General features: G+C 49.1%; 22 protein-coding genes. 6 read left to right on the forward strand and 16 right to left on the reverse strand.

The window, feature by feature from the left end:
• Nucleotides 1-339: 339 nt before the first annotated feature.
• Both BOO20_RS05610 and BOO20_RS05615 read left to right on the forward strand, forming a co-directional pair.
• Nucleotides 340-624: a BrnT family toxin gene (locus BOO20_RS05610; protein ID WP_076791246.1), complete on the forward strand. Its 285-nt coding sequence runs from the start codon at nt 340-342 to the stop codon at nt 622-624.
• Entirely contained in the window at nt 624-842 is a 219-nt protein-coding gene (locus tag BOO20_RS05615; protein WP_076791248.1) for a BrnA antitoxin family protein, read from the forward strand. Before BOO20_RS05610 ends, BOO20_RS05615 begins: the two co-directional genes overlap by 1 nt.
• A 292-nt stretch (nt 843-1,134) precedes the next feature.
• Here BOO20_RS05615 and modD read toward each other — a convergent pair whose 3' ends face one another.
• The 13 genes from modD to nifH form a co-directional block, all read right to left on the reverse strand.
• On the reverse strand, nt 1,135-1,983 hold the full coding sequence (gene modD, locus BOO20_RS05620) for a ModD protein (protein ID WP_076791249.1): 849 nt from the start codon (nt 1,981-1,983) through the stop codon (nt 1,135-1,137).
• A 39-nt stretch (nt 1,984-2,022) separates the two neighbouring features.
• Nucleotides 2,023-3,078, reverse strand: a complete 1,056-nt coding sequence (gene modC, locus BOO20_RS05625) for a molybdenum ABC transporter ATP-binding protein (protein ID WP_076791250.1) — start codon at nt 3,076-3,078, stop codon at nt 2,023-2,025.
• Nucleotides 3,075-3,761, reverse strand: coding sequence for a molybdate ABC transporter permease subunit (modB, locus tag BOO20_RS05630; RefSeq protein ID WP_076791251.1), 687 nt, complete (start codon nt 3,759-3,761; stop codon nt 3,075-3,077). Before modB ends, modC begins: the two co-directional genes overlap by 4 nt.
• A gap of 54 nt (nt 3,762-3,815) precedes the next feature.
• Nucleotides 3,816-4,580, reverse strand: a complete 765-nt coding sequence (gene modA / locus BOO20_RS05635) for a molybdate ABC transporter substrate-binding protein (RefSeq protein ID WP_076791253.1) — start codon at nt 4,578-4,580, stop codon at nt 3,816-3,818.
• A gap of 229 nt (nt 4,581-4,809) precedes the next feature.
• Nucleotides 4,810-5,118, reverse strand: coding sequence for a ferredoxin (locus BOO20_RS05640; protein WP_076791254.1), 309 nt, complete (start codon nt 5,116-5,118; stop codon nt 4,810-4,812).
• Nucleotides 5,119-5,193: 75 nt separating this feature from the next.
• Nucleotides 5,194-6,468, reverse strand: coding sequence for a nitrogenase cofactor biosynthesis protein NifB (gene nifB / locus BOO20_RS05645; RefSeq protein WP_076791256.1), 1,275 nt, complete (start codon nt 6,466-6,468; stop codon nt 5,194-5,196).
• 13 nt (nt 6,469-6,481) lie between these two features.
• Nucleotides 6,482-7,834 (reverse strand): nitrogenase component 1, encoded by a 1,353-nt coding sequence (locus BOO20_RS05650; RefSeq protein WP_076791257.1) that lies wholly within the window; start codon nt 7,832-7,834, stop codon nt 6,482-6,484.
• On the reverse strand, nt 7,831-9,192 hold the full coding sequence (gene nifE / locus BOO20_RS05655) for a nitrogenase iron-molybdenum cofactor biosynthesis protein NifE (protein ID WP_076791259.1): 1,362 nt from the start codon (nt 9,190-9,192) through the stop codon (nt 7,831-7,833). The genes BOO20_RS05650 and nifE overlap by 4 nt, the downstream gene beginning before the upstream one ends.
• 122 nt (nt 9,193-9,314) lie before the next feature.
• Nucleotides 9,315-10,697 carry a nitrogenase molybdenum-iron protein subunit beta gene (nifK, locus tag BOO20_RS05660; RefSeq protein ID WP_076791260.1) on the reverse strand — a complete coding sequence of 461 codons (1,383 nt, stop codon included), beginning with the start codon at nt 10,695-10,697 and terminating at the stop codon, nt 9,315-9,317.
• A 25-nt stretch (nt 10,698-10,722) separates the two neighbouring features.
• Entirely contained in the window at nt 10,723-12,357 is a 1,635-nt protein-coding gene (gene nifD, locus BOO20_RS05665) for a nitrogenase molybdenum-iron protein alpha chain (RefSeq protein WP_076791262.1), read from the reverse strand.
• Between the two features lie 37 nt (nt 12,358-12,394).
• Nucleotides 12,395-12,772 (reverse strand): P-II family nitrogen regulator, encoded by a 378-nt coding sequence (locus BOO20_RS05670; RefSeq protein ID WP_076791264.1) that lies wholly within the window; start codon nt 12,770-12,772, stop codon nt 12,395-12,397.
• Nucleotides 12,772-13,128 (reverse strand): P-II family nitrogen regulator, encoded by a 357-nt coding sequence (locus BOO20_RS05675; RefSeq protein ID WP_006365173.1) that lies wholly within the window; start codon nt 13,126-13,128, stop codon nt 12,772-12,774. The genes BOO20_RS05670 and BOO20_RS05675 overlap by 1 nt, the downstream gene beginning before the upstream one ends.
• 20 nt (nt 13,129-13,148) lie before the next feature.
• On the reverse strand, nt 13,149-13,973 hold the full coding sequence (gene nifH / locus BOO20_RS05680; protein WP_076791265.1) for a nitrogenase iron protein: 825 nt from the start codon (nt 13,971-13,973) through the stop codon (nt 13,149-13,151).
• 718 nt (nt 13,974-14,691) lie between these two features.
• Between nifH and BOO20_RS12940 the strand changes: the two genes are divergently transcribed.
• Entirely contained in the window at nt 14,692-15,030 is a 339-nt protein-coding gene (locus BOO20_RS12940) for a hypothetical protein (protein WP_198935423.1), read from the forward strand.
• A gap of 40 nt (nt 15,031-15,070) precedes the next feature.
• Complete coding sequence (locus BOO20_RS05695; protein WP_076791270.1) at nt 15,071-16,030, forward strand: aldo/keto reductase; 960 nt, start codon at nt 15,071-15,073, stop codon at nt 16,028-16,030.
• A gap of 17 nt (nt 16,031-16,047) precedes the next feature.
• On the opposite strand, the gene BOO20_RS05700 is transcribed toward BOO20_RS05695, so the two are convergent.
• From BOO20_RS05700 to nifV, 3 genes are all read right to left on the reverse strand, one after another.
• Entirely contained in the window at nt 16,048-18,087 is a 2,040-nt protein-coding gene (locus tag BOO20_RS05700) for an ATP-binding protein (protein ID WP_233120901.1), read from the reverse strand.
• Between the two features lie 323 nt (nt 18,088-18,410).
• Nucleotides 18,411-20,042 carry a sigma 54-interacting transcriptional regulator gene (locus BOO20_RS05705; protein ID WP_076791273.1) on the reverse strand — a complete coding sequence of 544 codons (1,632 nt, stop codon included), beginning with the start codon at nt 20,040-20,042 and terminating at the stop codon, nt 18,411-18,413.
• A 19-nt stretch (nt 20,043-20,061) separates the two neighbouring features.
• Nucleotides 20,062-21,219, reverse strand: coding sequence for a homocitrate synthase (gene nifV / locus BOO20_RS05710; RefSeq protein ID WP_076791275.1), 1,158 nt, complete (start codon nt 21,217-21,219; stop codon nt 20,062-20,064).
• A gap of 388 nt (nt 21,220-21,607) precedes the next feature.
• On the opposite strand from nifV, the gene BOO20_RS05715 reads away from it, so the two are divergent.
• Both BOO20_RS05715 and BOO20_RS05720 read left to right on the forward strand, forming a co-directional pair.
• Nucleotides 21,608-22,567, forward strand: coding sequence for a XamI family restriction endonuclease (locus BOO20_RS05715; protein WP_076791276.1), 960 nt, complete (start codon nt 21,608-21,610; stop codon nt 22,565-22,567).
• A gap of 2 nt (nt 22,568-22,569) precedes the next feature.
• On the forward strand, nt 22,570-24,150 hold the full coding sequence (locus BOO20_RS05720) for an N-6 DNA methylase (RefSeq protein ID WP_076791278.1): 1,581 nt from the start codon (nt 22,570-22,572) through the stop codon (nt 24,148-24,150).
• Nucleotides 24,151-24,284: the final 134 nt, after the last annotated feature.

The following is a 24,284-nucleotide window of genomic DNA, read 5'->3' on the forward strand; positions in this document are numbered from 1 at the left end:
CTCCTGTTCGCTGAATATAACTTTATTTCACTTACTGAAGAACGTCCCCAAACTCTCACTATGACTGATCTGCTTGTGCTTGCCGTATTTAAATGATATCTTTTTGATAAATAAAAATACAAACGGTCGCTGCCGGCCCGACTTGTTGAAGGATGGAGCAGAGCAAAGTTGCAATCAGCAGGTGTCTGCGTTCTTATGCAGAAATAAGCCATCTGCTTTTTCTGATTCAGGCAAAGTTCCAGAGGAGTGCCGAATAATTAATCTATCATTGATACACATAGATTTTACGCTCAATTTTTAGTGTTGCTTTTCCTTTGTACATAATTTATATTTACAGTTATAGCTATCGAATTTCAATGGGATAACAACAAAGCCAGGAGCAATTCCGAGAAACATGGCGTAACTTTTCAAGAAGCCAAAACTGTTTTCTATGACGAATTTGCCGATCAATACTTTGATCAAAAAAATTCCGATGAAGAGGATCGCTTCCTTCTGCTTGGAAGAAGCATTCACTCCAGAATTTTGATGGTCTGCCACTGCTATCGAGAATCTGATAACGTGATCAGAATCATCTCGGCTCGCAAAGCAACCAAAAGTGAAACCAAATTCTACAGAGGTAACTAATGAAAGAAGAATACGATCTCTCAAAGATGCCGCGTAAAAAGAATCCGTTCGCTGCAAAATTGAATAAACCCGTAACCATCAGACTTGGTGAAGATGTTGTTGACTACTTCAAGTCACTTTCTAAAGAAATGGGTCTTCCCTACCAGTCATTGATAAATCTATACCTTAGAGATTGCGTACTGACACACAGAAAGCCAAAGTTCAATTGGACTGAGTGAGCCATCTATCGTGTTTACTTGATCGGGAAGGCTCTACCACTTCCCGACAGGCTAACGTCATGCTATACCACCGCCAAAAACAAGCCTTTGCCGTTACCTTAACCGTAAATGGAAACACTCAACCCTGAGATATACATCGCCTGTTGAGTTTTTACGTTATAAATAACAATCAATAGCTATGGCTTGTCAGGGTGCCCATTTTTTTGCAAATCCAGAATCCTGAATGCTTAACTCCCAAGGCTCAGGGAGGGAGCGTTTTGAAAGTGCAGCCAGAGTTGCGGAACGGAAAATTTCAGACGGGAGATATCGCAACACCGATGTCAGAGGGCGTGCCGAAGTATACCGATGAAAGAACAATAATATCGACACCGCTTTCTGCATAATCGGCAGCATTGCTCTTATTGATGCCGCCTGCGGCAGAAATTTTCACTGTTGGTGCATGTTTTCGGATTTCGGGAACCAGCAGCCCCAGTTCAGCCGGTGAAATTTTATCTGTCTGAACCACATCAGCCCCTGCAATTGCGGCTTTCAGCGCCTCTTCCGGATTTTCAGCCTCAACAATAATTTTATGTTCCGGTACTCTGGCTTTCAGTGCTGCCATCGAATGGAGAAACCGGTCAACACCCCCAAGAAATTCGGTGTGCTGGCGAAAGAGAAGGATGGACTCTGAAAGGCCGAGGCGGTGGGGCAGTGCTCCTCCGGCCATTATGGCCTTCAGTGAGATTTTTTTTGTTCCGGGAAAAGATTTCCGGGTTGTCACAACCGCTATCGCGGGATTGACCTCATGCACCAGAGTGACTATTTCCCGTGTTCTGGTGGCGATACCGGAAGCATATTCGAGGATGTTGAGGGCGACTTTCCATCCGCTGTGAAGTGCTTCTGCACTCCCGCTTGCAGAGAGAACTATCGTTCCTTCAGGAACCGAACTTCCGCTTTTCATACTGAAGTTAACTGAAGCACCGCATCGTGCAAGTACCCTCGATGCCTCTTCGGTGCAGCAGACGACTGTCTTTTCGCGGCTTGTAAAGGTTATCTCCCCCTGCAGGGCTCCAATGCCGAGCAGTGACGTTGTCAGATCACCATAGGGCAGATCCTCTTCGAGGAAGCGCTCAATATCAGACTCAAATAGCTGGTAGGACATGTTGTCATTTTGTTGGGTGCAACAGTAAAATATCAGGTTTCATAACAGCCGGCTGAAGGAGGAGGCCTTTATTGCGGCAAAAAGGGTAGAGCCGGGAGTGATATCGAGCTCATCAGCCGCAGCCCTGACAATTTCCGCAACCAGTTTTTCGCCACTGGCTGAGAGTACAATACCGACTCGTCCGTCAGAATTGAACATCTCCGTAACCCTGCACTCCATAAGATTGCGGGCACTGATCGCTTCCGGGTGGTTTTTAAACAGGATGATCTCACGGGAAGAGAGCTCAAAAAGTGACTCTTCATCGGGTTTTCCATCCGAGATGCAGAGGCTGTTGGTGCCCCAGCGATATAGATAGAGGCCGTTCTGAAGAACCGGATTGGCAAGACGCAGCAGATTGAGGTAGCCTTTCGGGCTCTCTGCCATCCTGTTTCGTGCAAGCCGCTCGGGAGTCGTTGTTTCCGTAATTCTGCCCGCGCTTACTACAAGAACCTGTTCCGTCATCAGTTGCATCTCTGTCAGCGAGTGCGAAATAAAGAGGCAGGGTATCCTGAGCTCTTCACTGACGCTTTTCAGGTAGGGAATGATCTGAAAGCGCAGCCGGTCATCAAGAGCTGAAAGCGGCTCATCCATGAGCAGAAGGCGGGGGTTGGCAAGAACAGCCCTGCCGAGAGCGACCCGCTGTTTTTCTCCGCCGGAGAGATGTTTGACTCCCCGGTTCAGCAGCGGTTTAAGCTTAAGGAGTTCGATAAGGGATTCCGGCTGGATACGCCTGTTTTCGGGGCGACATCGTTTATAGCCGTACAGAAGGTTTGCTTTGACACTCAAATGAGGGAAAAGCATCGCTTGTTGAAAAACGATGGCGATGCGCCGCTTTTCAGGGGAGATATCGATTTTTTTGCTGCTGCTGAAAAAGCACTCATCGTCAATGAAAATTTCGCCGCTGTCCGGTTTCAGCAGCCCGGCAACAAGGCTGACTATTGTGGATTTTCCGCTGCCGGAGCTGCCGAAAATTCCGATCCGCTCTCCTGAAACATCGGCATGCACCTTCAGGGAAAAGCTGCCCAGTTTTTTTTCCGCATCAATTCGAAGTCTCATTGATCGGTACTCCGCTGGAGCTGTTTTCCCAGCATTTCATGCAGCAGGAGTACGGCAACCGAAATAATGACCGATACAAGGCAAAGCGACAGAGCCATCGCACTGCCTGAAGGTGAACTGGCGTAATCATAGATTGCCAGGGGAATGGTTTGTGTTCGCCCCGGAATATTGCCGGCAATAATGATGGTGGCTCCGAACTCGCCAAGACTCCGGGCAAACATCAGGGAGGCTCCGGCGAAAATGCCTCTGAGAGAAAGAGGCAGAATAATGGTAAAGAGAGAGTCATGCCAGGAGGCGCCAAGACTCCGGGAAGCGTCGACAAGCTGGCGGTCAATCGATTCCATGCCAAGGCGGATCGATCGGACCAGGAGGGGAAAGCCGACTACCGCCGATGCGATAACGGCGGCCTTCCAGGTGAAGATCAACTCAATTCCCCATTCAGCAAGCAGTTTGCCAGCCCAGCCGTTTTTACCGAAAAGCAGCAGGAGAAAATAGCCGATAACAACCGGCGGCAGGGTGAGCGGGAGGTTGACAAGAACTTCCAGAACCACCTTGCCGCGTAATGTTTTGAATACCAGCAGCCATGCGACAGCAAAGCCGAAAGGCAGAGAGAGCGCTGTCGCTGAAAGAGCTACTTTCAGCGACAGCCAGATTGCTGTTATATCTTCCGGAGTCATCTGCATGGTCTCAATAGTACAACTTCAATAGTTCCTGTGTTCAGTACCAGGTGATTGTTCTTATTTAAGGATAAATCCGTATTTGGTGAGAACGGATTTGGCTTCCTTGCCCTGAAGATAAGCAATGAACGCTTTTGCATCACTGTTCTGTGCGGCTTTATTGGTCAGCGCCATCGGATAAACAACACGGGGATAGAGTGCCTGCGGAACGGTAAAGAGCAGTTTCGATTTTTTTGCCAGCAATGCATCGGTTTTGTAGACAAAAGAGCCGTCGACCTCTCCGAGTTCAGCGTACATAAGGCATTCGCGAACATCCTTGGCCATGACGAGCTTGTTGGTGAGTTGAGATGCAATACCAGCTTTGGTTATGGCAGCCGTAGCATACTCACCGGCCGGAACACTTTTCGGGCTGCCGATCCCGATTTTGTCGAGTTTCGGGAGGTACTTTATTGACTGTACCTTTTTATTGGTGGTGCCGGTAAAGACAAGTGAGTTGTAGGCAAAGGTCTTTATCGTTGAAGCTTCGACCAGTTTTTTGTTGTTCAAATAATCCATCCACTCGGTATTTGCTGCTATAAACAGGTCGGCAGGCCCGCCATTTTCAATTTGACCTGCAAGTGTTCCGGATGGGCCAAAATTTTTCAGAAACACCGTGCCTGGGTGTGTTGCCGTGTAGCTGGCACTCAGTTCGTTGATGACCTCTTTAAGACTGGCGGCAACAGAGAGGTTCAGCTCTCCGGCTTTTGCCGTCAGGGCGGTCATCGTCAGCAAAGCAAAGCAGAGGATGGTGACCTTTTTCATGGCCTGAATCATTGTCATGTTCATTGTTTTCTTGTTTTTAACAGGTTATCAGTAAAGAATTATGCGATCAATAAATCCCGGCCGGAGAGCGCAGGGAAGGTGTAATGGAGAAAGAACAGGTGTTTGCAGTAAAAAACGAACGGGACAGACCGTGCTTCGTTGCGCTCTATCGTTATGTATATCAGAATATAGCGATATTTAAAAAAAGGGGCGTGCTGCCTTTGCTAAAAAAGACAGCACAGTTAGAACAAAATCAGTTGATCAGGTGATCTTCGCAGGATTCCCCCTCTTCAAGTGCATCAAGAATGTCGTCGATTTTACCTTCGCTGTCAATTTCACCATACCAGAAGCTCTCCGGGTAGACAACAAGTACCGGCCCTTTTTCGCATAGGTTGAGGCATCCGGTAGCCGATACGGTTACGTCAGTCATGCCGCGGTCTGAAAGCTCGCTCTCGATATAGGGGATAAGGCTGAGCGACTCTTTTTTGTGGCAGATTCCCTGAGGGGTGCCCTGCGCCCGGAAGCTTGCGCAGACAAGAATGTGATGTTTCGGTTTGTCCATTGTGATTGTGTTTTGTTGTTTTTTAAGATCAGTCGGATCAGTCAGAACTGGCTGATCCGACTGATCTTTTTATTATTACCCGCAACCTCCACCGGTTCCGCTGCAGCTTGTTCCGCAGGCGTGAATCTGGCTGCTCTTCATGAGGTGTTTCAGATCCTGGCCGCAAAAGACTCCTGTTACCGCCTCTTCAATGATCCCTTCCAGCACCATGACCTCTATGCCATGCTCGTTCAGCACTTTTGTCGGTGAGCCTCCTGCTCCATTGACGAGCAGGGCCCGGCAGTCTTTGAGAATACCGGCCAATTCCTCCCAGCGCTGCTGGCCTCCGCCGGTTGGGGGAGCTGTTCTTGAATCGACCAGCACGCACTCATTTTTGTCATAATCCATTCCGTATATGAGAAAGCGTTCGGCTTCACCAAGGTGCTGGTTGATCAGAACACCTTCCAGAGAGCTGACGGCAACAAAGGGACGAACATCAGTCGGATTTTTTGGGAGTGCTGCGGCTTCAGCCAGTTTCTGCATCATCTCTTCGCTGTTGATTTCACCGATTATACCGACTGCGTCGGCGCGGCAGCGTGAGCAGTGTTTCATCTGCGGCAGATATTCGCTTGTGGTTTTCTGGATTTCAGCGACCATGTCCACCGATGGCTCCGGAATGTTTTCAAAAACGGTTTCGGTTGTGCTGTAGTAGGGCATGCAGTTCAGAATATCAGCACCCAGTTCAGCCACTTTACGGGCGACTTCGATCACGTGGGTATCGTTGATGCCCGGAATGATGATCGAGTTCACTTTTGCGGTGACACCGGCTTCCTTCAACCGTTTAAGGGCTTCAAGCTGATTGCCGATAAGCACTCTTGCCGCGTCAATGTCGCGGTACATCTTTTTGTTGTACCGAACCCATGCATAGATCTCCGAACCGATTTCAGGATCGATTGCATTGATGGTGATGGTTACATGGCTGACCTGAAGTTCGGCAAGTTCATCAATGTAAGGCAGCAGGTCAAGGCCGTTGGTTGCCACACAGAGCAGCATCTCGGGATATTTTGCCCTTACGAGACGAAGGGTTTCCATGGTCTCGTTCGGATTGGCGAAGGGATCTCCGGGTCCGGCAATACCGACAACCGCGATGTTCGGAGAGAGGATCATTGCCTGATCCAGATAGTGCATGGCCTGCTGCGGCGAGAGAATCTTGCTCGTGACACCAGGGCGGTTTTCATTCATGCAATCGAATTTCCGGTTGCAGTAGTTGCACTGGATATTGCATTTCGGTGCAATAGGGAGGTGGATACGCCCGAACTTGTGGCGGGAGGCATCGTTGAAACAGGGGTGGTTTGCGATTTTCAGTGTCATGGTTTCCTCCCTTTTACATATAAGTATAGCCGATTGATGAAGCATTCTGCCGCTGTTCGATAACGGTGTTGACAATCCGGTCGAAGAGCTCCTGGGTTCCTCTGTACCCGATATGATGCGCTCTCTGTCCGCCAAACCGGTCATGAATCGGGAAGCCGATTCTGAGCAGCGGGATATTGTTTTTTCGTGACATGGTATAGCCTTTACTGTTGCCGATCAGAAAATCCGGTTTCAGCAGTTTGGCCTCATCCTCTATATCCATAAAGTCCACCCCTTCACGCACCTTGATACCCAGTTCCTCCAGGTCAGGAATCAGCTCAATGATCCGCTGTTTGAGCTGCCCGCTTTTTCCGCCCGAGGCACAGAGAACCGGCATCATGCCGATTTCGCGAAGGAATGCGGTCATGGCGACAACAAGATCCTCCTCGCCGTAGAGGATCACCTTTTTCTCAAAGACATATTTATGGCCGTCAGCATAGGCATCAACCAGGCGGCGCCGTTCATCCTCATATTTTTCCGGACGTGGCTGCTCTGTCAGGGTTTCGAGCAGTTCGAAAAATTTGTCGCTCTCCTTGATGCCGATCGGCAGAGAGAGCTGGTGACGCGGCACACCAAAAGCCTCTTCGAGATAACAAGCCGCCGATTTCGAAGCGGCAAGTGTTGAGGTGAACTCAATGCTTGCGGTTGCTCTGCCGGCATTGACTATAGCGCTTGCCGGAGTTCCTCCTGGCGGTATGCGGTGGTACTCGCCCCACGGTCCGCCATCCATCGTCTGTGAATAGTCAGGAAGGAGCATACAGGGGAGTCTGAAATCAGTGAAGATCTCCTTGAGGTAGCGCAGATCTGCCGGTGAAACCATATTCGGGAACATATTGACGAGGTTCTGCCGCTCACCCTTCTCTGCCAATGTCTCAACCGTAGCCCTTACCGCTGCATGGAAGCCGTCAATATGACTGCCCTGATAGCTTGGAGTTGACGCATGAATCATGATCGGCATGGGAGTGCCGTTTCTGTAAGTCTTTGTATACTCCCGCAGGATCATGGGGACATCATCTCCTATGGTCTCGCTCAGGCAGGTGGTCGCGATGCCGATTACTTCCGGTTTGTACTGCGCGGTGACGTTTTTCAGACCGACCTGCAGGTTATGGCTGCCGCCGAATACCGCGCTCTCTTCATGGAAGTTGGACGAAGCGATATCAATCGGTTCCTTGTAGTGGCTGATCAGGTAACGGCGAATGTAGGTCGCGCACCCCTGTGAGCCATGGAGGAACGGCACGCAGTTCTCTATGCCGCGGAAGGCAAGGCATGCCCCGAGCGGGTTGCAGAGCTTGCAGGCATTCTGTGTTGCTGTTTTTGCGTGTTTCAACGGTTACCTCCTTTTCGTGGAGCGAACTGCCATACCGGACTCATGACCGACTGGTAGACCTCCAGTGCAAAATTGTACATACCGACAAATCCGGCGAGAGGGATTTTTCTCTCATGGTTATGATCGCAGAATCCGATACCGAGCTTGAAGGCGATCGGGCGCTCCTTGATCCCGCCGATAAGCAGGTCGGCCTCTTTTTCAAGGATGAATTTCGAGAGCTCAACCGGGTTTGAGTCGTCCACAATAACGGTGCCCTCATCGCACATCTCCTTGAGGCGCCGGTAATCATCTTTATTGCCTGTCTGGGAACCGGCAAGTACGACCGACATGCCGATTGAACGCAGGGCTTTGATAAGAGAGAATGTTTTAAACGCGCCGCCGACATAGATGGCTGCTTTTTTGCCGGTCAGTGCCTTTTTGAATTTCTGCAGTTCAGGGTAAAGCTTTTTTACCTCCTCGCTGACGACCTGCTTTGCTGCTTCCATGATCTCCGGATGCTCCGGAAAATGGAGTGCAACATCATAGAGCGATTTTGACATATCCTCAATTCCGAAGTAGGAGACCCTGATGTAGGGGATGCCGTATTTCTCCTCCATATCCCTGGCAAGCGAAGTCATGGAGCCCGAACACTGTACCACATTGAGTGAAGCTCCGTGTGCACGTTTTACCGCATCGATTCGCCCGTCACCGGTCAGGGTGGAGACAACCTCGATACCCATTCTTTCGTAATATTTTCTGATAATCCAGGCCTCTCCGGCAAGATTGAATTCACCGAGAATGTTGATGCTCAGTTTGCTGATTCCTTCGGTGGATCCAGTGCCGATCAGTTTCATGAGAGCATGGCAGGCGGCCTTATATCCGTCTTTTTTGGTTCCCTTGAACCCTTCGGAATGTACCGGCAGAACCGGAATTCCTGTTTCAACAGCTACTTTTTTGCAAACGGCGTCGATATCGTCACCGATAAGGCCGACAATGCAGGTCGAATAGATAAATGCAGCTTTCGGTTTATACTGCTCGATCAGTTCAATGAGTGATAAATAGAGCTTTTTTTCACCGCCGTAGATGACGTCCATCTCCTGCAGGTCGGTTGAAAAACTTAACCGGTGCAGTTCAGGTCCTGATGATACGGCTCCCCGGATATCCCAGGTATATGCGGCACACCCTATCGGCCCGTGAACAATATGAATGGCATCGGCCACTGGATAGAGTACGACCCGTGATCCGCAAAAGACACAGGCACGCTGGCTAACCGAACCTGAGAGGCTGGAGGTCTCGCAGGCTATGTCGGAGAGCTCCGCACCTATCTTTTTTTCAAAGACCTGCTTCTCTCTTCCCTCAAGAATACCAATATGTTCCATAGCCGCTACTCCTGATAAAAATGTTACTACAGGGAGCATCCCCGACGAATCGGGGTTTGCATCCCATAAACCCAGGTTTGAAACCCTGCGCTACCTATATCTCGCTCCCACGGAGCTGAAGATTACATCACCAGTTCAAACTTCTCTTCCAGTGCATCCCTGTCCTGGCGATCCAGAATGGCGGTCAGGATCTTCTCAACCAGCCTCAGGCCGCCGCTGTACCCGACACTCGGGAAGTAGCTGTGGCCGATACGGTCGAGAATAGGGAAACCGAAGCGGATGAACGGAACATCTTCGTCACGGGCCATGTATTTGCCGTAGGTGTTGCCGATCAGCAGGTCAACCGGATCATTCTTCATCCACTGGTGCAGAAGGAACATGTCCGCGCCGATACCGTTTTTGAAGTTTGTCTCCGGTGAGCGTTCATCAAGAATCTCGCGCATCTGTTTTTCAAAACGCTGCCCTGGTGTGCCGCTGACGATGTGAACCGGCTTCATATTCAGGTCGAGCAGGAACTCGGTCAGCGGAATGATCTGGTCAGGGTCGCCGAAGAGCGCAACTCTTTTTCCGTAGAGGTACTGCTCCATATCGGCAATGACATCGACAAGACGTCCCCGGTCAGCAGTGATCTCATCAGGAACCGTTACATTTCCGGCCTTGCTGAGCGCCATGATGAAGCGGTCTGTTGCTCTCAGGCCTATCGGCATGTCAAGTGTTTCAAACGGCACCTTGCACTTCTTTTCCAGTGCAATGGCCGCCGGTTCAGCACTGATACTTCCGAGGGCAAGCGAAGCGAGGCTGTCGCCGGTGCTCTGAAGCTCGGCAACAGTGGTCCCGCCTTTCGGATAGAAAACATGTGTTCCGGTCTGCGGTGCATCAAGCACGTCAGAGGTGTCAGGGAAGAGCACAATGTTTACACCGAGCTCTTTTGACAGACGCTTGATTTCACGCATGTCCGAAGGCTCCATCCACCCGGCAATAATGTTGATCTGGTTTTTCTTGCTGCCGGTTGAAATTGCAAACTGTTCGGCTATGCCGGTTACCATGTTTGCATAACCGGTAACGTGTGAACCGATAAAGCTTGGGGTGCTGGCAAAAATGACATGCTTTCCTTCCGGAATTTTGCCGTCATCCCTCGCTTTTCTTGTGATCTGCTGCAAATCATCACCGATGGTTTCACTCAGGCAGGTCGAGTGCACGGCAATGATATCGGGATCATAGACCGAAAAGATGGTTTCGATGGCAGCCAGCAGGTTTGCCTGGCCTCCGAACACCGATGCGCCTTCGGTAAAAGAACTGGTAGCCGCCATTACAGGCTCCTTATAGTGGCGGGTGAGGGTGCTCCGGTGATAGGAGCAGCACCCCTGAGAGCCGTGGCTGTGAGGCAGACAGCCGTGAACACCGAGTGCGGCATACATTGCCCCGATCGGCTGGCAGGTTTTTGCCGGGTTGATTGTCAACCCTTCACGCTCTTTAACCTCTTTTGTGGTATGTCTTAGTAGCATAATGGAATAATCTCCGTTTTCCTGATTACTGTGTAACGTAACTGGCTTCGAGCGCTGCACCGTTTCCGGCTTTTTCCCATGGAGCCTTGATCAGCTTCCATACCGGGTTGTTCACCATGCGATCGATATCTTTATAGAAGTTCACTGCACCCTCAAAGCCTGTATATGGCCCGCCGTAGTCGTAGCTGTGAAGCTGCTTCAACGGAACACCCATCTTCTGTACCACATACTTCTCCTTGATACCTGCGCAGAAGACATCGGGCTTGTAGATCTCGATCAGCTTTTCAGACTCATAATGGCTCAGGTCATCAACAACCAGTGACTTTTTGGTCATCTGCTTCATCATTCCTTCGTAGCCATTGATCTCAAGACCCTTCTCCTTGAGAGCTTCAAGTTCCGCTTCGGTCTTTCTCGGGTTGTAGAGCTCCGGATCAGCTACCACCTTCAGCTCCTCGATATTCTTGCTGTCGGCATCGATCTTGATGTTTGGCAGCACCTCGCGGCCTTCATAGTCATCACGGTGTGCAAATTCATAACCCGCAGCAACGGTTGTCATGCCAAGTTCGGTAAAGAGATCCTGGTAGTGGTGTGCTCTTGAACCGCCGACAAAGAGCATGGCTGTCTTTCCCTTTGTTCTTGGCAGGATTTCATCGATGATCGCCTTTACCTTCGGCATCTCTTCGGCAATTACCGCTTCAACCCTTGCCTTGAGCTCTTCATCACCAAAGTACTCGGCAATTTTCCTCAATGACTTTGCTGATGATTCGGCACCGACAAAACTGACCTTCATCCACGGAATTCCATACTTGGTCTCCATCATGTCGCCCATGTAGTTGATTGAGCGGTGGCACTGGATGACGTTAAGATCAGCCATGTGTGAGTTTTCAAGCTGCTTCACCGTGGAGTTGCCGCTGAAGGACGAGATGAGGGTCAGGCCGGCTTTCTCGAAAATGCGCTCGATTTCAAAAGCATCACCGCCAATGTTGTATTCGCCCAGAAGGTTCAGCTTGAACTTTCCTTCACTCGGGGTGTTGTCGCGTCCAACCATGTGCTTGAAAACACCATTGTTGGCTATGTGGTGGCCGGCAGACTGGCTGACGCCCCTGTACCCTTCACAACTGAAACCGAAAACATTACAGTCACCGAGTTTTTCCTTCATCTCTTTCGAAGCTGCATGAACGTCATCACCGATCAGACCAACCGGACAGGTTGAAAAAATAGCGATGGATTTCGGATGAAAGAGGTCATAAGCCTCCTGGATAGCCTGTTTCAGCTTTTTTTCACCACCAAAAACGATATTCTCCTCCTGCATGTCAGTTGAAAAACAGTAGGGAATGAAGTTGGCATCCTCCAATGACTCTGGCTTCGTCTGGTTACGGCGGGTCATCCATGCATAAAAACTGCACCCGATCGGGCCGTGAACGATGTTGACGATATCACGGGTAGGTCCGAGTACCACACCTTTACAACCGGCATAGGAACAGCCGCGCTGTGTGATGATTCCCGGAACGGTACGGACGTTGGCCTGTACTTCCGGAATGATTTGAGGATCGTTAACAATAATCGACTTTGCCCGCTTTTTTGCGACCTTGGTCGGATATCTTTGTATCAGCTCCTCCCTAACCTGGGAAGGATCCGGAAAATGTGTGTTCGCCTCCATGTAACTCTCTCCTTTTACACCTGTTAAATGTTCTGCATTAATTCAGCGCTTCATCGCCTGCTTCACCGGTTCTGACTCTTATTGTTTCGACAATCGGTGTCACAAAGATTTTTCCGTCACCGGGATTGCCGGTCTGGTTGGTCTTGATGATGGTCTCAATTGCCATGCTGCACAACTCATCAGGAACGACGATGGTCAGAATTCTTTTTGCCACCAGCCTCGGTGCACCGCCAAGCTGAGCGATTGCCTCCGGATGTCCTGCTTCGGCTCCCTTGAGAATGTCGAAATGAACCTGGCCTTTTCCCCGTCCCATAACCCTTCCGGTTGCGGTGAATGCCGGGATGCCTGCATCGATAAGCGCCTTTTTGGTTTCATTTACCTTGTTGATCCGGATTACTGAAATAATCTCTTTCATCAGGCCTCCTTTTCTGTTGCGAGCAACGGTTCGGTCTCTTTTTCACCGCTGCTGATGGTGTAGACCTCTTCGACACTTGAAATAAAGATTTTACCGTCACCGAATTTTCCTTCACCGCTTGACTTTGCATTCTCGATGATGGCCCGGATCACGAAATCCTTGTCATTATCCGGAACCACCACAATCAGCATCTCCTTGGGGATTTCATCATAGACAACATCACCGACACGAAGTCCGCGCTGCTTTCCTCGTCCGACAACCGAGATTTTTGTGACCGCCGGGAAGCCTGCTTCAAGCAGCCCCTGCATAACCTGATGTACCTTTTCCGGCCTGACGATTGTTCTGATCATTAACATGTGTGTGTACTCCGTATTTATTAGTTAGCGATACCAAATTCAATGAGAAGCGCTTCAAGCTCTTCGATTTCAAGCGGCTTGGGAATGACAAACATCTCGTTTTCGTTAATCTTTGTCGCAAGAGCGCGGTACTCGTCAGCCTGTGCGTGGGTCGGATCGTATTCGATAACCGTCTTGCGGTTGATTTCTGCCCTCTGCACAAAGTTGTTGCGGGGTACAAAGTGGATCATCTGGGTACCAATCCGCCTTGCAAGCTCTTCAATCATCTGGCGTTCGTTGTCAACATTACGGCTGTTGCAGATAAGACCGCCAAGACGTACTCCACCGGTATCAGCATATTTCAGGATACCTTTACAGATGTTGTTGGCAGCATACATGGCCATCATCTCACCGGAACAGACGATGTAGATCTCTTCAGCTTTTCCGTCACGGATCGGCATGGCAAATCCACCGCAGACAACGTCACCGAGAACATCGTAGAACACATAGTCGAGATTCCATTCATCATCGAAAGCGCCAAGCTGCTCAAGCAGGTTAACCGAGGTGATGATACCGCGACCAGCACAGCCAACACCAGGCTCAGGACCTCCGGATTCGGTGCAGCGGGTATTTCTGTATCCCTCTTTGATGATATCTTCAAGTTCGACCTCTTCACCCTCCTCGCGAAGCGTATCGAGCACTGTTTTCTGCTGAAGTCCACCGAGGAGCAGACGGGTTGAGTCAGCTTTCGGATCACAACCGATAACCATGACATTTTTTCCCATTTCAGCCAGACCGGCAACCGTATTCTGTGTTGTGGTTGACTTGCCGATGCCACCTTTTCCGTAAATAGCGACTTTTCTCATGTTTGTAACATTTAAGGTTATAGCTGCCTTCTTCGTAAGATATTCAGGGTTAATGGCGAGTAATCCTGAATAGTTATGATCTTATTGAGCAATATGCGTGCCAGACTTCGTGTTTTTATCGGAATGGTTGAAGCGCGGGAACAGGGCCGCTCATAACTCCGCACAGAGAGAGGGTTTCGGGGTTTTCTGTGAAGGTGATTTTCTTTTAAAGCATTGTAAATTATAAGTTAGCAGCTCTTTTCTTGGGCTGGAAATGCATACAATTATGTATGAAAATCCGAAAACCTGCAAAATTGTATGAAATGCAGCGGAAAGTGTAGTTTTTTTGTGCTTACCGGAAATGGCGTCGACTACTCTGTCCTGATTTTTCATCAGACGGGGACATTTTGATCCCAAAAGGCAATCAAAGCGTGTTGATGCAAGAGGCGCCAAGCCTTGAGGTGGTTGCGGAGTCCGGATGCTTGATTCCAGATAAAAAATACAGAAATGTATGTTTTTGCGTTTCGAGAAGATGCTGTATTGCCGCTATGACGACCTGAATTCCGGTTGGGGATTTGCCGGTACGTTCATCACGGCCGTGAATTCCTGAGGAGTATGGGTGGATGGAGGGAAAATTATTTTTTTTATAAAGAGGGGAGCGGATTTTCTTTTCAAAGGCGTTATGATAGTACTGTCCTCTTTTTACGTGGTGGTTATGCACTTAAATTTATCGTTGCTCATGAAATCATTTTTGCATCGTCATCTCAATCCCGGCATCAAAGGAGTGAGAGGCGCAAAATTTTGTTGCAGTGATTCCGGTTCCATTTCGCAATCGCAAACAGCTGAACCCCTCAAGCAGGTCGCTTGCACCTCCTCACCTGTGACCACATTCGGCCTCTTTGCTTTGGGAGCGCTTTCTGTTGGTGCACTTGCTGTCGGAGCACTGGCTATCGGCAGACTCGTTATCGGAAAAGCCAGAATTGCCCGACTTGACATTGGTACACTGCATATTAAAAATTGTGCGTGCGGATGCTATCAAGGTTCTGAGGGGTCGGATAGCTCCTGCTGCGGGAAGTGACCGGGGAATAGTTCGGAGGTTAAATTTACTACATGATATGATGCATAAAAGAGTGCTTGGCAATACGGATATGCGCATTACTCCCATCGGCTTCGGAAGCTGGGCTATTGGTGGCGGTGGATGGGCTTATAGCTGGGGTGAGCAGGATGACGGCGATGCTGTGGAGGCAATTCAGCGTGCGGTTGAGCTGGGTGTCAACTGGATTGATACGGCTGCGGTTTACGGACTTGGACATTCGGAGGAGCTGGTTGCAAGGGCTGTCGCCGGTATGAAGCACAAACCCTATATTTTTACCAAATGCTCTCTTGTATGGAATGAGCAGCGTCAGATCACCAATAATCTCAAACCTGAATCAATACGGCGTGAGTGTGAAGCGAGCCTGAAGCGGTTGCAGGTTGATGCCATTGACCTTTATCAGCTCCACTGGCCGAATCCGGAGGCTGATATGGAAGCGGGTTGGCAGGAGATGGCCCGCCTCAGGGAGGAGGGTCTGGTTCGTCATATCGGTGTTTCCAACTTTTCAGTTGCTCAATTGCAGCGGGTTATGGCTATTGCACCGGCAGCTTCAGTTCAGCCGCCATACTCAATGCTTCGACCCGCCGCTGAAGTTGAACTTCTTCCGTTTTGCCTGGAGCATAACATCGGAGTTATTGTCTATTCACCGATGCTTTCCGGCATGCTGACCGGAGCCATGACCCGTGAACGTGCAGCACAATTTTCAGTGGATGACTGGCGTCGCCAGAACAAGGAGTTTCAGGAGCCTCGTTTATCGGCCAATCTCGAACTGGTCGAACTGCTCAAGCGTATCGGTGCTCCCCATAAACTTTCGCCGGGAGAGGTGGCCATAGCGTGGACCCTGCGAAACCCGGCGGTTAGCGGAGCAATAGTCGGAGGTCGCAATGCCTCCCAGGTTGAGGGGATAATCGGTGCGGGGGAGTTCAGGCTGAGTCAGCAGGAGATCGGCATTATTGATCTGCATATTGCCGGAATGCCAAAGTAAAGGGCTCGTTTATAAATCTATTCCGCGATATCCTGAACACTCGGGATCCACTTCTCCAGCATGTCACGAAGGTTTTTGATGACAAAAGGCTTCGTGATAAAGTCATTCATACCCGCATTCTGACAGTTTATTTTGTCCTCCTGCGTTGCATTCGCGGTCATGGCAATAATCGGAATATCGGCATTCATAACTCCTGTACCGGTGTTTCTTATCTTTTTTGCAGCATCAATCCCCCCCATGAGAGGCATCTGCAGGTCCATGATCACCAGTGCATAAGGCTTTGTTTTCAGGGCATCAATTGCTTCTAACCCATTTGCTGCAATATCTGCATGAATAGCGAGCTTGGCCAGCATGGCAACGGCAACCTGCTGGTTGATGATATTGTCTTCAACCAGCAGAATACGGGTGTTTGCTGTCGAGGTGTTCCGGTTTGGCAAAACAGGTGTGGAGTGCTGAGTTTTGCCGGATTCACTCTCCTGAATTGTATTGTTTTCGACTGGTTTCAGAAAAGAGATAACAAACCAGAACTCGGAGCCTTCATTTTTCCGGCTGTTGAGATTCAGCTTGCCGCCCATAAACTCGACAAGTTGTGTGGAAATGGCCAGGCCGAGTCCCGCTCCACCCGCTTTTCTTGTTGCCGAAGAGTCCAATTGGGTAAACCGCTGGAACACCAGCTCTTTTTTCTCATCAGGGATTCCGATCCCTGTGTCCTTGACCGATATTCGGAGTGTGATCTCACCGGGAGTTTCGGATTCGGTTGCAACCTGGACAACAATACCCCCCTTGTAGGTGAACTTGATGGCATTCTGTATCAGATTGATGAGTGCCTGCTTCAGATAGATCGGGTAACCGATCAGATCTCCTGCAACTGATTCGGGAATGATAAAGCTTAACTGCAGGCCGGCTTTTTCTGCGTTGCCAGTCAAAATGGAGGAGAGTTCAGCAAAAAGGGCACGAAGATTGAACGGCGATTTTACCTTGTCAAGCTGTCCCGATTCGATTTTGGTGAAATCGAGAATATCATTGATCAATTGATGGAGCTGTTTTGTACTGGCCTGTATGGTGTCCGTATAGTGCCGCTGGGTGGAGTTGAGTGGGGTATCGAGCAGCAGCTCTGTCATTCCGACTACAGCATGCAGTGGCGTTCTGATTTCATGTGACATATTGGCCAGGAACTCACTTTTTGCCCGGTTTGCAATTTCAGCTTCTACTCTGGATTTTTTCAGGCTTTCAATCAGAATGCGCTGGATCTGTTCCTTGTCCTCCAGACTCTTCTTCTTCTCGGAGAGTTTTTTGTTCAGTATGCGTGCATTTTCAAGGGATTCATTGATTTTCTCTTTCTGTTCCTTTTCTGTCTTTTTTAGTTCCCTGAGATCATTGTTCAGCAGGGAGATAATGGTATAAAGTTCATGAAGAGGATGGTCCGGAGAGACGATATTCTGTTTTTCATCAACCGTATAGAACTCGTCAAAGAGGATATGACCGCACATGGCTGCAAAGTGCTCGATATCCTCTGTTGTAATACGTACCTGCTGCGGTTTTTCTGAACGGATTTTCTCCCTTCTGGCGTTTATCAGCGTAAAGGCATCCGCAAGTGTCGGTACAAAAATGAACTGCTGTTTTACATAGGATGCAAAAAGGCGCAGCATGGTTTTAAGAAGAAGGGAAGCCCCGCAGATATAGGTGATAACCGGTTTGCAATGATATTCACTGTTCAGTCGGTTCAGTTCATTGGCATAGATCATTCTCGTGCTGATCGGTGCACGTGAAACGGCTGAGTAATCGGCGATTCTGATATAGTCACTGTTGGTGATTACGCCGCTTTTAAAGAGGTTTTCAAGCACGGCAAGTGCTTTTTTGGCACTTTCAGGCTGAATATCTCCACCAAGCAGTGTGAGAAAGAGTTGACCGGGGATGACCCCGTTTTTGTAGAACACACCCGTTTGATGCTCCTCAAATTGCCATTCGGGTCTGAAATCAACCATCTCAAGGGTGAGTTGATTGCCGGATGTGCTGTTTTTCGGAATGGGGTTCATGGTCTCTTTATTACGTTCCAAAACCTTTTCAATACTGCTTTTGCTGATGCAGTACTCTGCAAACCGCTCTTATGGCGGGGCGGAAGCTTCAGGGTTTCTGCTATGGAGAATATAGCGGGTGGTTGTTGAAATTCCCTAAACATCACCGGATTCCAAACCGGTTCTGCCGGAACTTCTCTTGACCCCGTTGCTGTCTGCCGACAAGCCGCTTCGATAGAATAGAGACGGGGTTGCCCTGTCGTAGGTGATCGTTGTATACTACCGGTGAAATTTATAGCACAAAGAGCAATTATGCAATATATTCCACGATACCAACTCGTTCAGAAGGATATGAGGCGGAAGCGCTACATCCGGAATTTCCGGTAGTCGATTTCGAATTTTTTTATACGCAGCCCCATAATCCGGTCTGAAAGCCCGAGTTGCATAGCCGCACGTGACATATTTCCCTTGGTACGTTTGAGCGCCTCCATGATCATCTCTTTTTCAATCGCGTCAAGCTTCTGCTGGAGGGATCCTGTATAGGGTGTTCCGCTGGATTCGGCAGTCTGGAGCGTCGGGGGAAGATGGTAGCCATGAATGACATTGTCTTCGCTCAGGATTACTGCCCGTTCAATGCAGTTTTCAAGTTCGCGGACGTTCCCCGGCCAGTGATAGCGCATGAGCATGTCGATCGATGTTGTCGAAATTCTCCTTACCCCTTTATGGTTGGCCGTATTGTATTTTTCGACAAAATAATCGGCAAGCAGCAGAATATCGGTTTTGCGCTCCCTGAGCGGGGGAACGGTAATCGGGAATATATTCAGCCGGTAGTAGAGATCTTCGCGAAAGAGCCCCTTGCGGATCAGCTCTTCAAGATTGCGGTTGGTTGCGGCTATCACCCGGACATCAACCTTGATGGTTTTTGATCCGCCTACCCGCTCAAACTCCTTCTCCTGTATGATTCTCAAAAGCTTTGCCTGAATCGGCAGACTCAGCTCTCCAACCTCATCAAGAAAGATGGTTCCGGTATGTGCGAGTTCGAACCTGCCGTGCCGGGTAGCCGATGCTCCGGTGAAGGCGCCTTTTTCGTGTCCGAACAGCTCGCTTTCAACAATGCTCTCCGGCAGTGCAGCACAGTTGAATTTGATGAACGGTTTATCCGACCGGCGGCTCTTGAAGTGAATGGCACTTGCTACAAGCTCTTTACCTACACCGCTCTCTCCAAGCACAATGGTCGTTGCGTTGGTTTTTGCAATTTTTTCGATCATTTTGAATAGCGCGATGATCGGTTTGGTGTTGCCGATGATATTTGCCGGGCGTTCGGCTTCTGATATACTCTCCTCCTCATGCTCCTCCTTTTGGCGCTTCGGGAGAGGAAGCTTTCCGTTGCCGGTGACTACTGCTGTGTTTTTTGAGTTCTCTTCATGTGCAAGCTGCTTGAGACGAACAGCCTGTGATATCATGGAGGCAATAATGGAGAGCTGATCAACATAGTGCTGAAGCAAATCGATACGCTCTTCGCCGACTTTTGATTTTTTTGATTTTTCCCGTGACGGTTCCTGTTCAATCTGTCGATCCGCGCTCAGGGTTCCTATGATTTCCGTGCCCGTTTTTATCGGAATACAGATAAAGCAGAGGCTCTCTTTTTTTGCTTTTGTCCGGGAGCGGGTACGATCCAGAAAGAGCGGCTCATTATTGATACTTGGAACAATGACGGTTTTACCGGTTTTGACAACCTGTCCGATGATGCCTTCACCAATGCGGTAGCGGCCTCGCTCTTTCTCTTCTGTTGTCAGTCCGAATGATTCATTGATCACAATTTCGCCCGTTTCGCGGTTAAGAATGGTAATCATTCCGCGGAGCATATCCATGTGCTCGGACATGATGAAGAGAACAAGCCGCAGCACCTTGTTGATATCATTCTCATTGGTGATGGTTCTGCTCACTTCGGCAAGCAGGCTGATGCTGCTGTGATCCTGTTCCTGGGCTATAAGCATAGTCGCTCTGGTCTGAATATTACTGTTTTACTGCTAACGTGCTGTAAATCCTCTCAAGCTCATGTGCTTTCAGAGCTCTTTTCTTTTCATTTGCTGTTGTCCGGACAATCGGAAGCAGATGATTGGCTTCGTTTCTGGTTATCACAAGCCCTTTACCTGAAAAATAGTGCTGCAGGGCAGCGCTGCCAGAGTGTTTTCCGATCACCAGCTCGTGATGTTCCCTGCCAACCTGATCAGGGAGAAACGGCTGGTAGGAGAGTGGATGCTTCAGAAGAGCAGCGCAGTGAATGCCCGATTCATGCTGAAACGCGGACTTTCCGACAACCGGTTTCTGATCCTGAATCACTCTTCCTGATGCTTTGCTGACGGTTGCGCAGAGTCGAGAAAGCTTTGTCATATCAATACGGGTATCATACTTTCCGGAGAGTTCAAGCGCTACACTCAGCTCTTCAAGTGCAGCATTTCCCGCCCGCTCCCCGAGTCCGGTGACCGAAACACTGACGGCACTGCATCCGGCTTCGAGAGCGGTAAATGCATTGGCTGTGGCCATTCCGAGATCATTGTGTGCATGAAATTCAAGTGCCGCCGGACTGGCTGATTTCAGGAGTCCGACAAGCGCCATAACCGATACCGGATTGGCTATTCCGACCGTATCGGCAATCCGTATCCGGTCTGCGCCGCATGCATCGGCATCGAGAACAAACTGTTTCAGCAGTTCAGGCTCCGCCCTTGTTGCATCCTGAGCGCCTACAGTGACATAGTTGAAATATTTTTTTGCTCTCGGAACGAGTTCATGCAACTGCTGCTGTACCCATGCATAATCCTTTTCCATGAGCTGAAGGTAGAGCGCTGAAACCGGAAAACTGATATGTACACCTTCAGTACCGCAACGGCATGCATCCTCAATATCCTGCCATTTTGCCCTTGCCCAGGATGAAAGACGAAGCGGAAGCTGCCGGGCAACTATCTTTCTGATGCTTTGGCGCTCCTCTTCACTGATAGCAGGGTACCCTACCTCAAGTTCGTTGACTCCGGTATCTGCCAGCTCCAGGGCAATTTCCATTTTTTCCGCACTGCTGAATACTACACCCGGAGCCTGTTCCCCATCCCTCAGGGTTGTATCGATAATCCAGGGTCTGATGCCGGATTTTGATGGTATGGAGCCGGATGTATGCATAAGAGTCCTTTATTCAGTCAACAGGTCACGTCGGAAAAAGTGAGGTGTGGTAATTGTGTTTATTTAGGCAATCTACCTTTTTACACTAAATAAATCAGGTCTATATGATAAAATATAGTAATAAATCAGACAATAATGTTGATTTGTGTGTTTATTTTTGCCAAATAGCCTTTTTGGGGTGATTATTTCAGGTGCGGGGAGTGATTTGAAGAGGTTGTGCATGCCCAAAAAAATGAAATGCAGGGAATAATACATTACGGTCGGATTTCGGGTGCAGGGTAAGCAGGCAGGGGGTTTTGTTTGATGAATCTGTTATCTTTAACGTATTGTCTGACTCGTGCCTGTCAAATCAGAAACATTCACATTTTCCCATTGAGCAAGAACAGCCATGGCAGTAAACCTCGATAAACCAGCGCGATGGAAAGCCGATGTTGCCAAATCGGTTGACATGTACAATGACTGGTTCATGAATTTTGCTCCGGAGGCTTTTCGGTCAACTCGAATTCTGGCAACGAAAGATGTCGAGGCAGCTCTCCGTTCAACCGGAAACATGACGCAAATCTCTTCGTCAATGATTTGTGAGCATCCGGAAATTCTGCCAACACTTCGCATGTCCACCTGTCCACCTCTTGCCGTGGACCGTCTTATTGGCCTTTCCGGAGTTTCTGCAAATCTGGTCAAAAGTCTGGAAAAAAAACAGCTCCCTTCCCGTACCTCTTCAGCGCTTCTGGAACTTGAACTCGGCAGGATAGTAGCTGTTCTTGAAAAAATGAGGGACCCGGACATATTTATCTGGTTAGTGCGTAAAAAACCGGCCAGCGATGACGAAATTCACCGGGCAGCAACCATTGTGGCAGACCGCCTTTGTGGCGCAGTTGCCAATCCGATTATTCGCAATGCGCAGGAAAAACGCCAGCTTGCGGCAATAAAGAGCTGGCTTGAAGCTCGTGGGTACCGGCAGATTCTGAGCGGAGAGAGTGTTCGTTTTGATTCAATGCCTGTCGGGACGTTTTCTTTTCGTATGAATGTACCTGTCAAGCTTGAGGGAGGTGTTAAAAGTGTCAATATTCCTGTTGACGCAGTCATTATGCCAAAATCAGCCAGGAAAAACTCACTTCCGCTCTTTTTTGAGGCAAAATCAGCGGGTGATTTTACGAACACGAACAAACGCCGAAAGGAAGAAGCTGTCAAGATGAGCCAGCTTCGGAGCAACTATGGCAACAAGGTACGATTCAATCTTTTTCTCTGTGGTTATTTCGATACCGGATATCTTGGTTATGAGGCGGCAGAAGGACTTGACTGGGTATGGGAACACCGCATTGATGATATGGCACTTTTCGGGATATGACTATGATTGGTATACATGAAGGATTTGAAGCCGCTCGCATCAAGCTTCAGAGTGAGCTTGATGCGAGGAAAACCCAGGCGGAAAGAAACCGACTCGGCCAATTTGCAACACCGACCGCACTTGCGTTCGATATCCTTGCGTATGCGTTGATCCTTGTCCCGGAAGAAAAGAAGATCCGTTTTCTTGACCCTGCCGTTGGTACCGGATCCTTTTTTTCGGCATTTCGTGAAGTGTTTGCTGAAAATCAGATAACCGGAGCTGTTGGTTTTGAAATAGATCCACATTACGGGGAACCGGCGTCTCGTATCTGGAGGGAATCGGACTTCACAATCAAACTCACTGATTTTACCACAGAAGAGCCGAACGGGCAATTCAATCTGGTTATCTGTAATCCTCCCTACGTGCGACATCATCACCTGCAAAATGATGATAAAGTGCGGCTTCAGGCACGCACCTCACAGGCAAGCGGTATGAAACTCAGTGGGCTTGCCGGGCTCTATTGTCATTTTATCGGGCTGTCACATCCGTGGATGGCTGAAGGGTGTGTAGCCGGATGGCTTATTCCGAGTGAATTCATGGACGTGAACTATGGTAAAGCCATAAAGCATTATCTGCTTAAAAAGGTAACACTGCTGAAAATTCACCGGTTTGATCCTGATGATGTTCAGTTTACCGATGCGCTTGTCTCTTCTGCCGTTGTCTGGTTTAAAAATGAGCCCCCACCCGATGAGCATACAGTTACCTTTACATACGGCGGTACTTTGCTTGAACCTCGCTATAGCCGTGAAGTTTCAAAAAATGAACTTGCCCATGAGGCTAAATGGAGTCGTTTTCCTCAATCCGATATTCGGCAGAAGCGGTCTAAAGCTGTCATATCTGATTTTTTTTATATCCGACGCGGTATAGCTACAGGTGATAATGATTTTTTTATACTCTGCCTGAATGAGATAAAGTCAAGAAATCTTCCTTTGGTGGCTTTTCGTCCGATTCTTCCGAGTCCTCGCTATTTGACGGAAAATGAAGTCCAGGCAGACGCAAATGGCTTGCCTCTGCTTGACCGGCAGCTTTTTCTTCTTGACACCAGGCTTTCTGAAGAGAGAATCCTCGAAAGTTATCCGGAGCTGTATGCCTATCTACAGGAGGGTAAAGAGCGGGGAATTCATGAGCGCTATCTATGTGGCCATCGTTCGCCGTGGTATTCCCAGGAAAATCGCCTGCCAGCACCGTTTGTCTGCACCTACCTTGGGCGGAGCAACACCAAAAGCGGTCGGCCGTTTCGCTTTATCCTGAACAACTCCTCTGCAACGGTAGCTAACGTCTACCTCGCAATGTACCCGAAACCGCTGCTGGCAAAAGCGATAGAGCAGGATGCAACACTTCTTCGCAAAATCTGGGAGATGCTGAACCGGATTACTCCCGAGCAGCTTATGGGAGAGGGTAGGGTTTATGGAGGAGGACTTCGCAAGCTTGAACCCGGAGAACTGGCAAATGTTGATGCTGCGGAAATCGCTGCATTGATTCCTGACTTCAAGTCGATAGTTTCAGGGCAGCAGTTGGCTTTGTTTGGGGGGATGACTCTGTAGCTTGGGAAACATTTGACCCGATATGCATCGGATGAGTATCCTAATTGGTTTTTTTATGGGAATAAAGTATCCCACACGGAATATGTCAACAAAGATGTCGCATTATTTTAAAAAAAATCAATCAACTTTGTCCG

The sequence above is a fragment of the Chlorobium sp. KB01 genome (assembly GCF_001975465.1).
GTDB lineage: Bacteria > Bacteroidota > Chlorobiia > Chlorobiales > Chlorobiaceae > Chlorobium.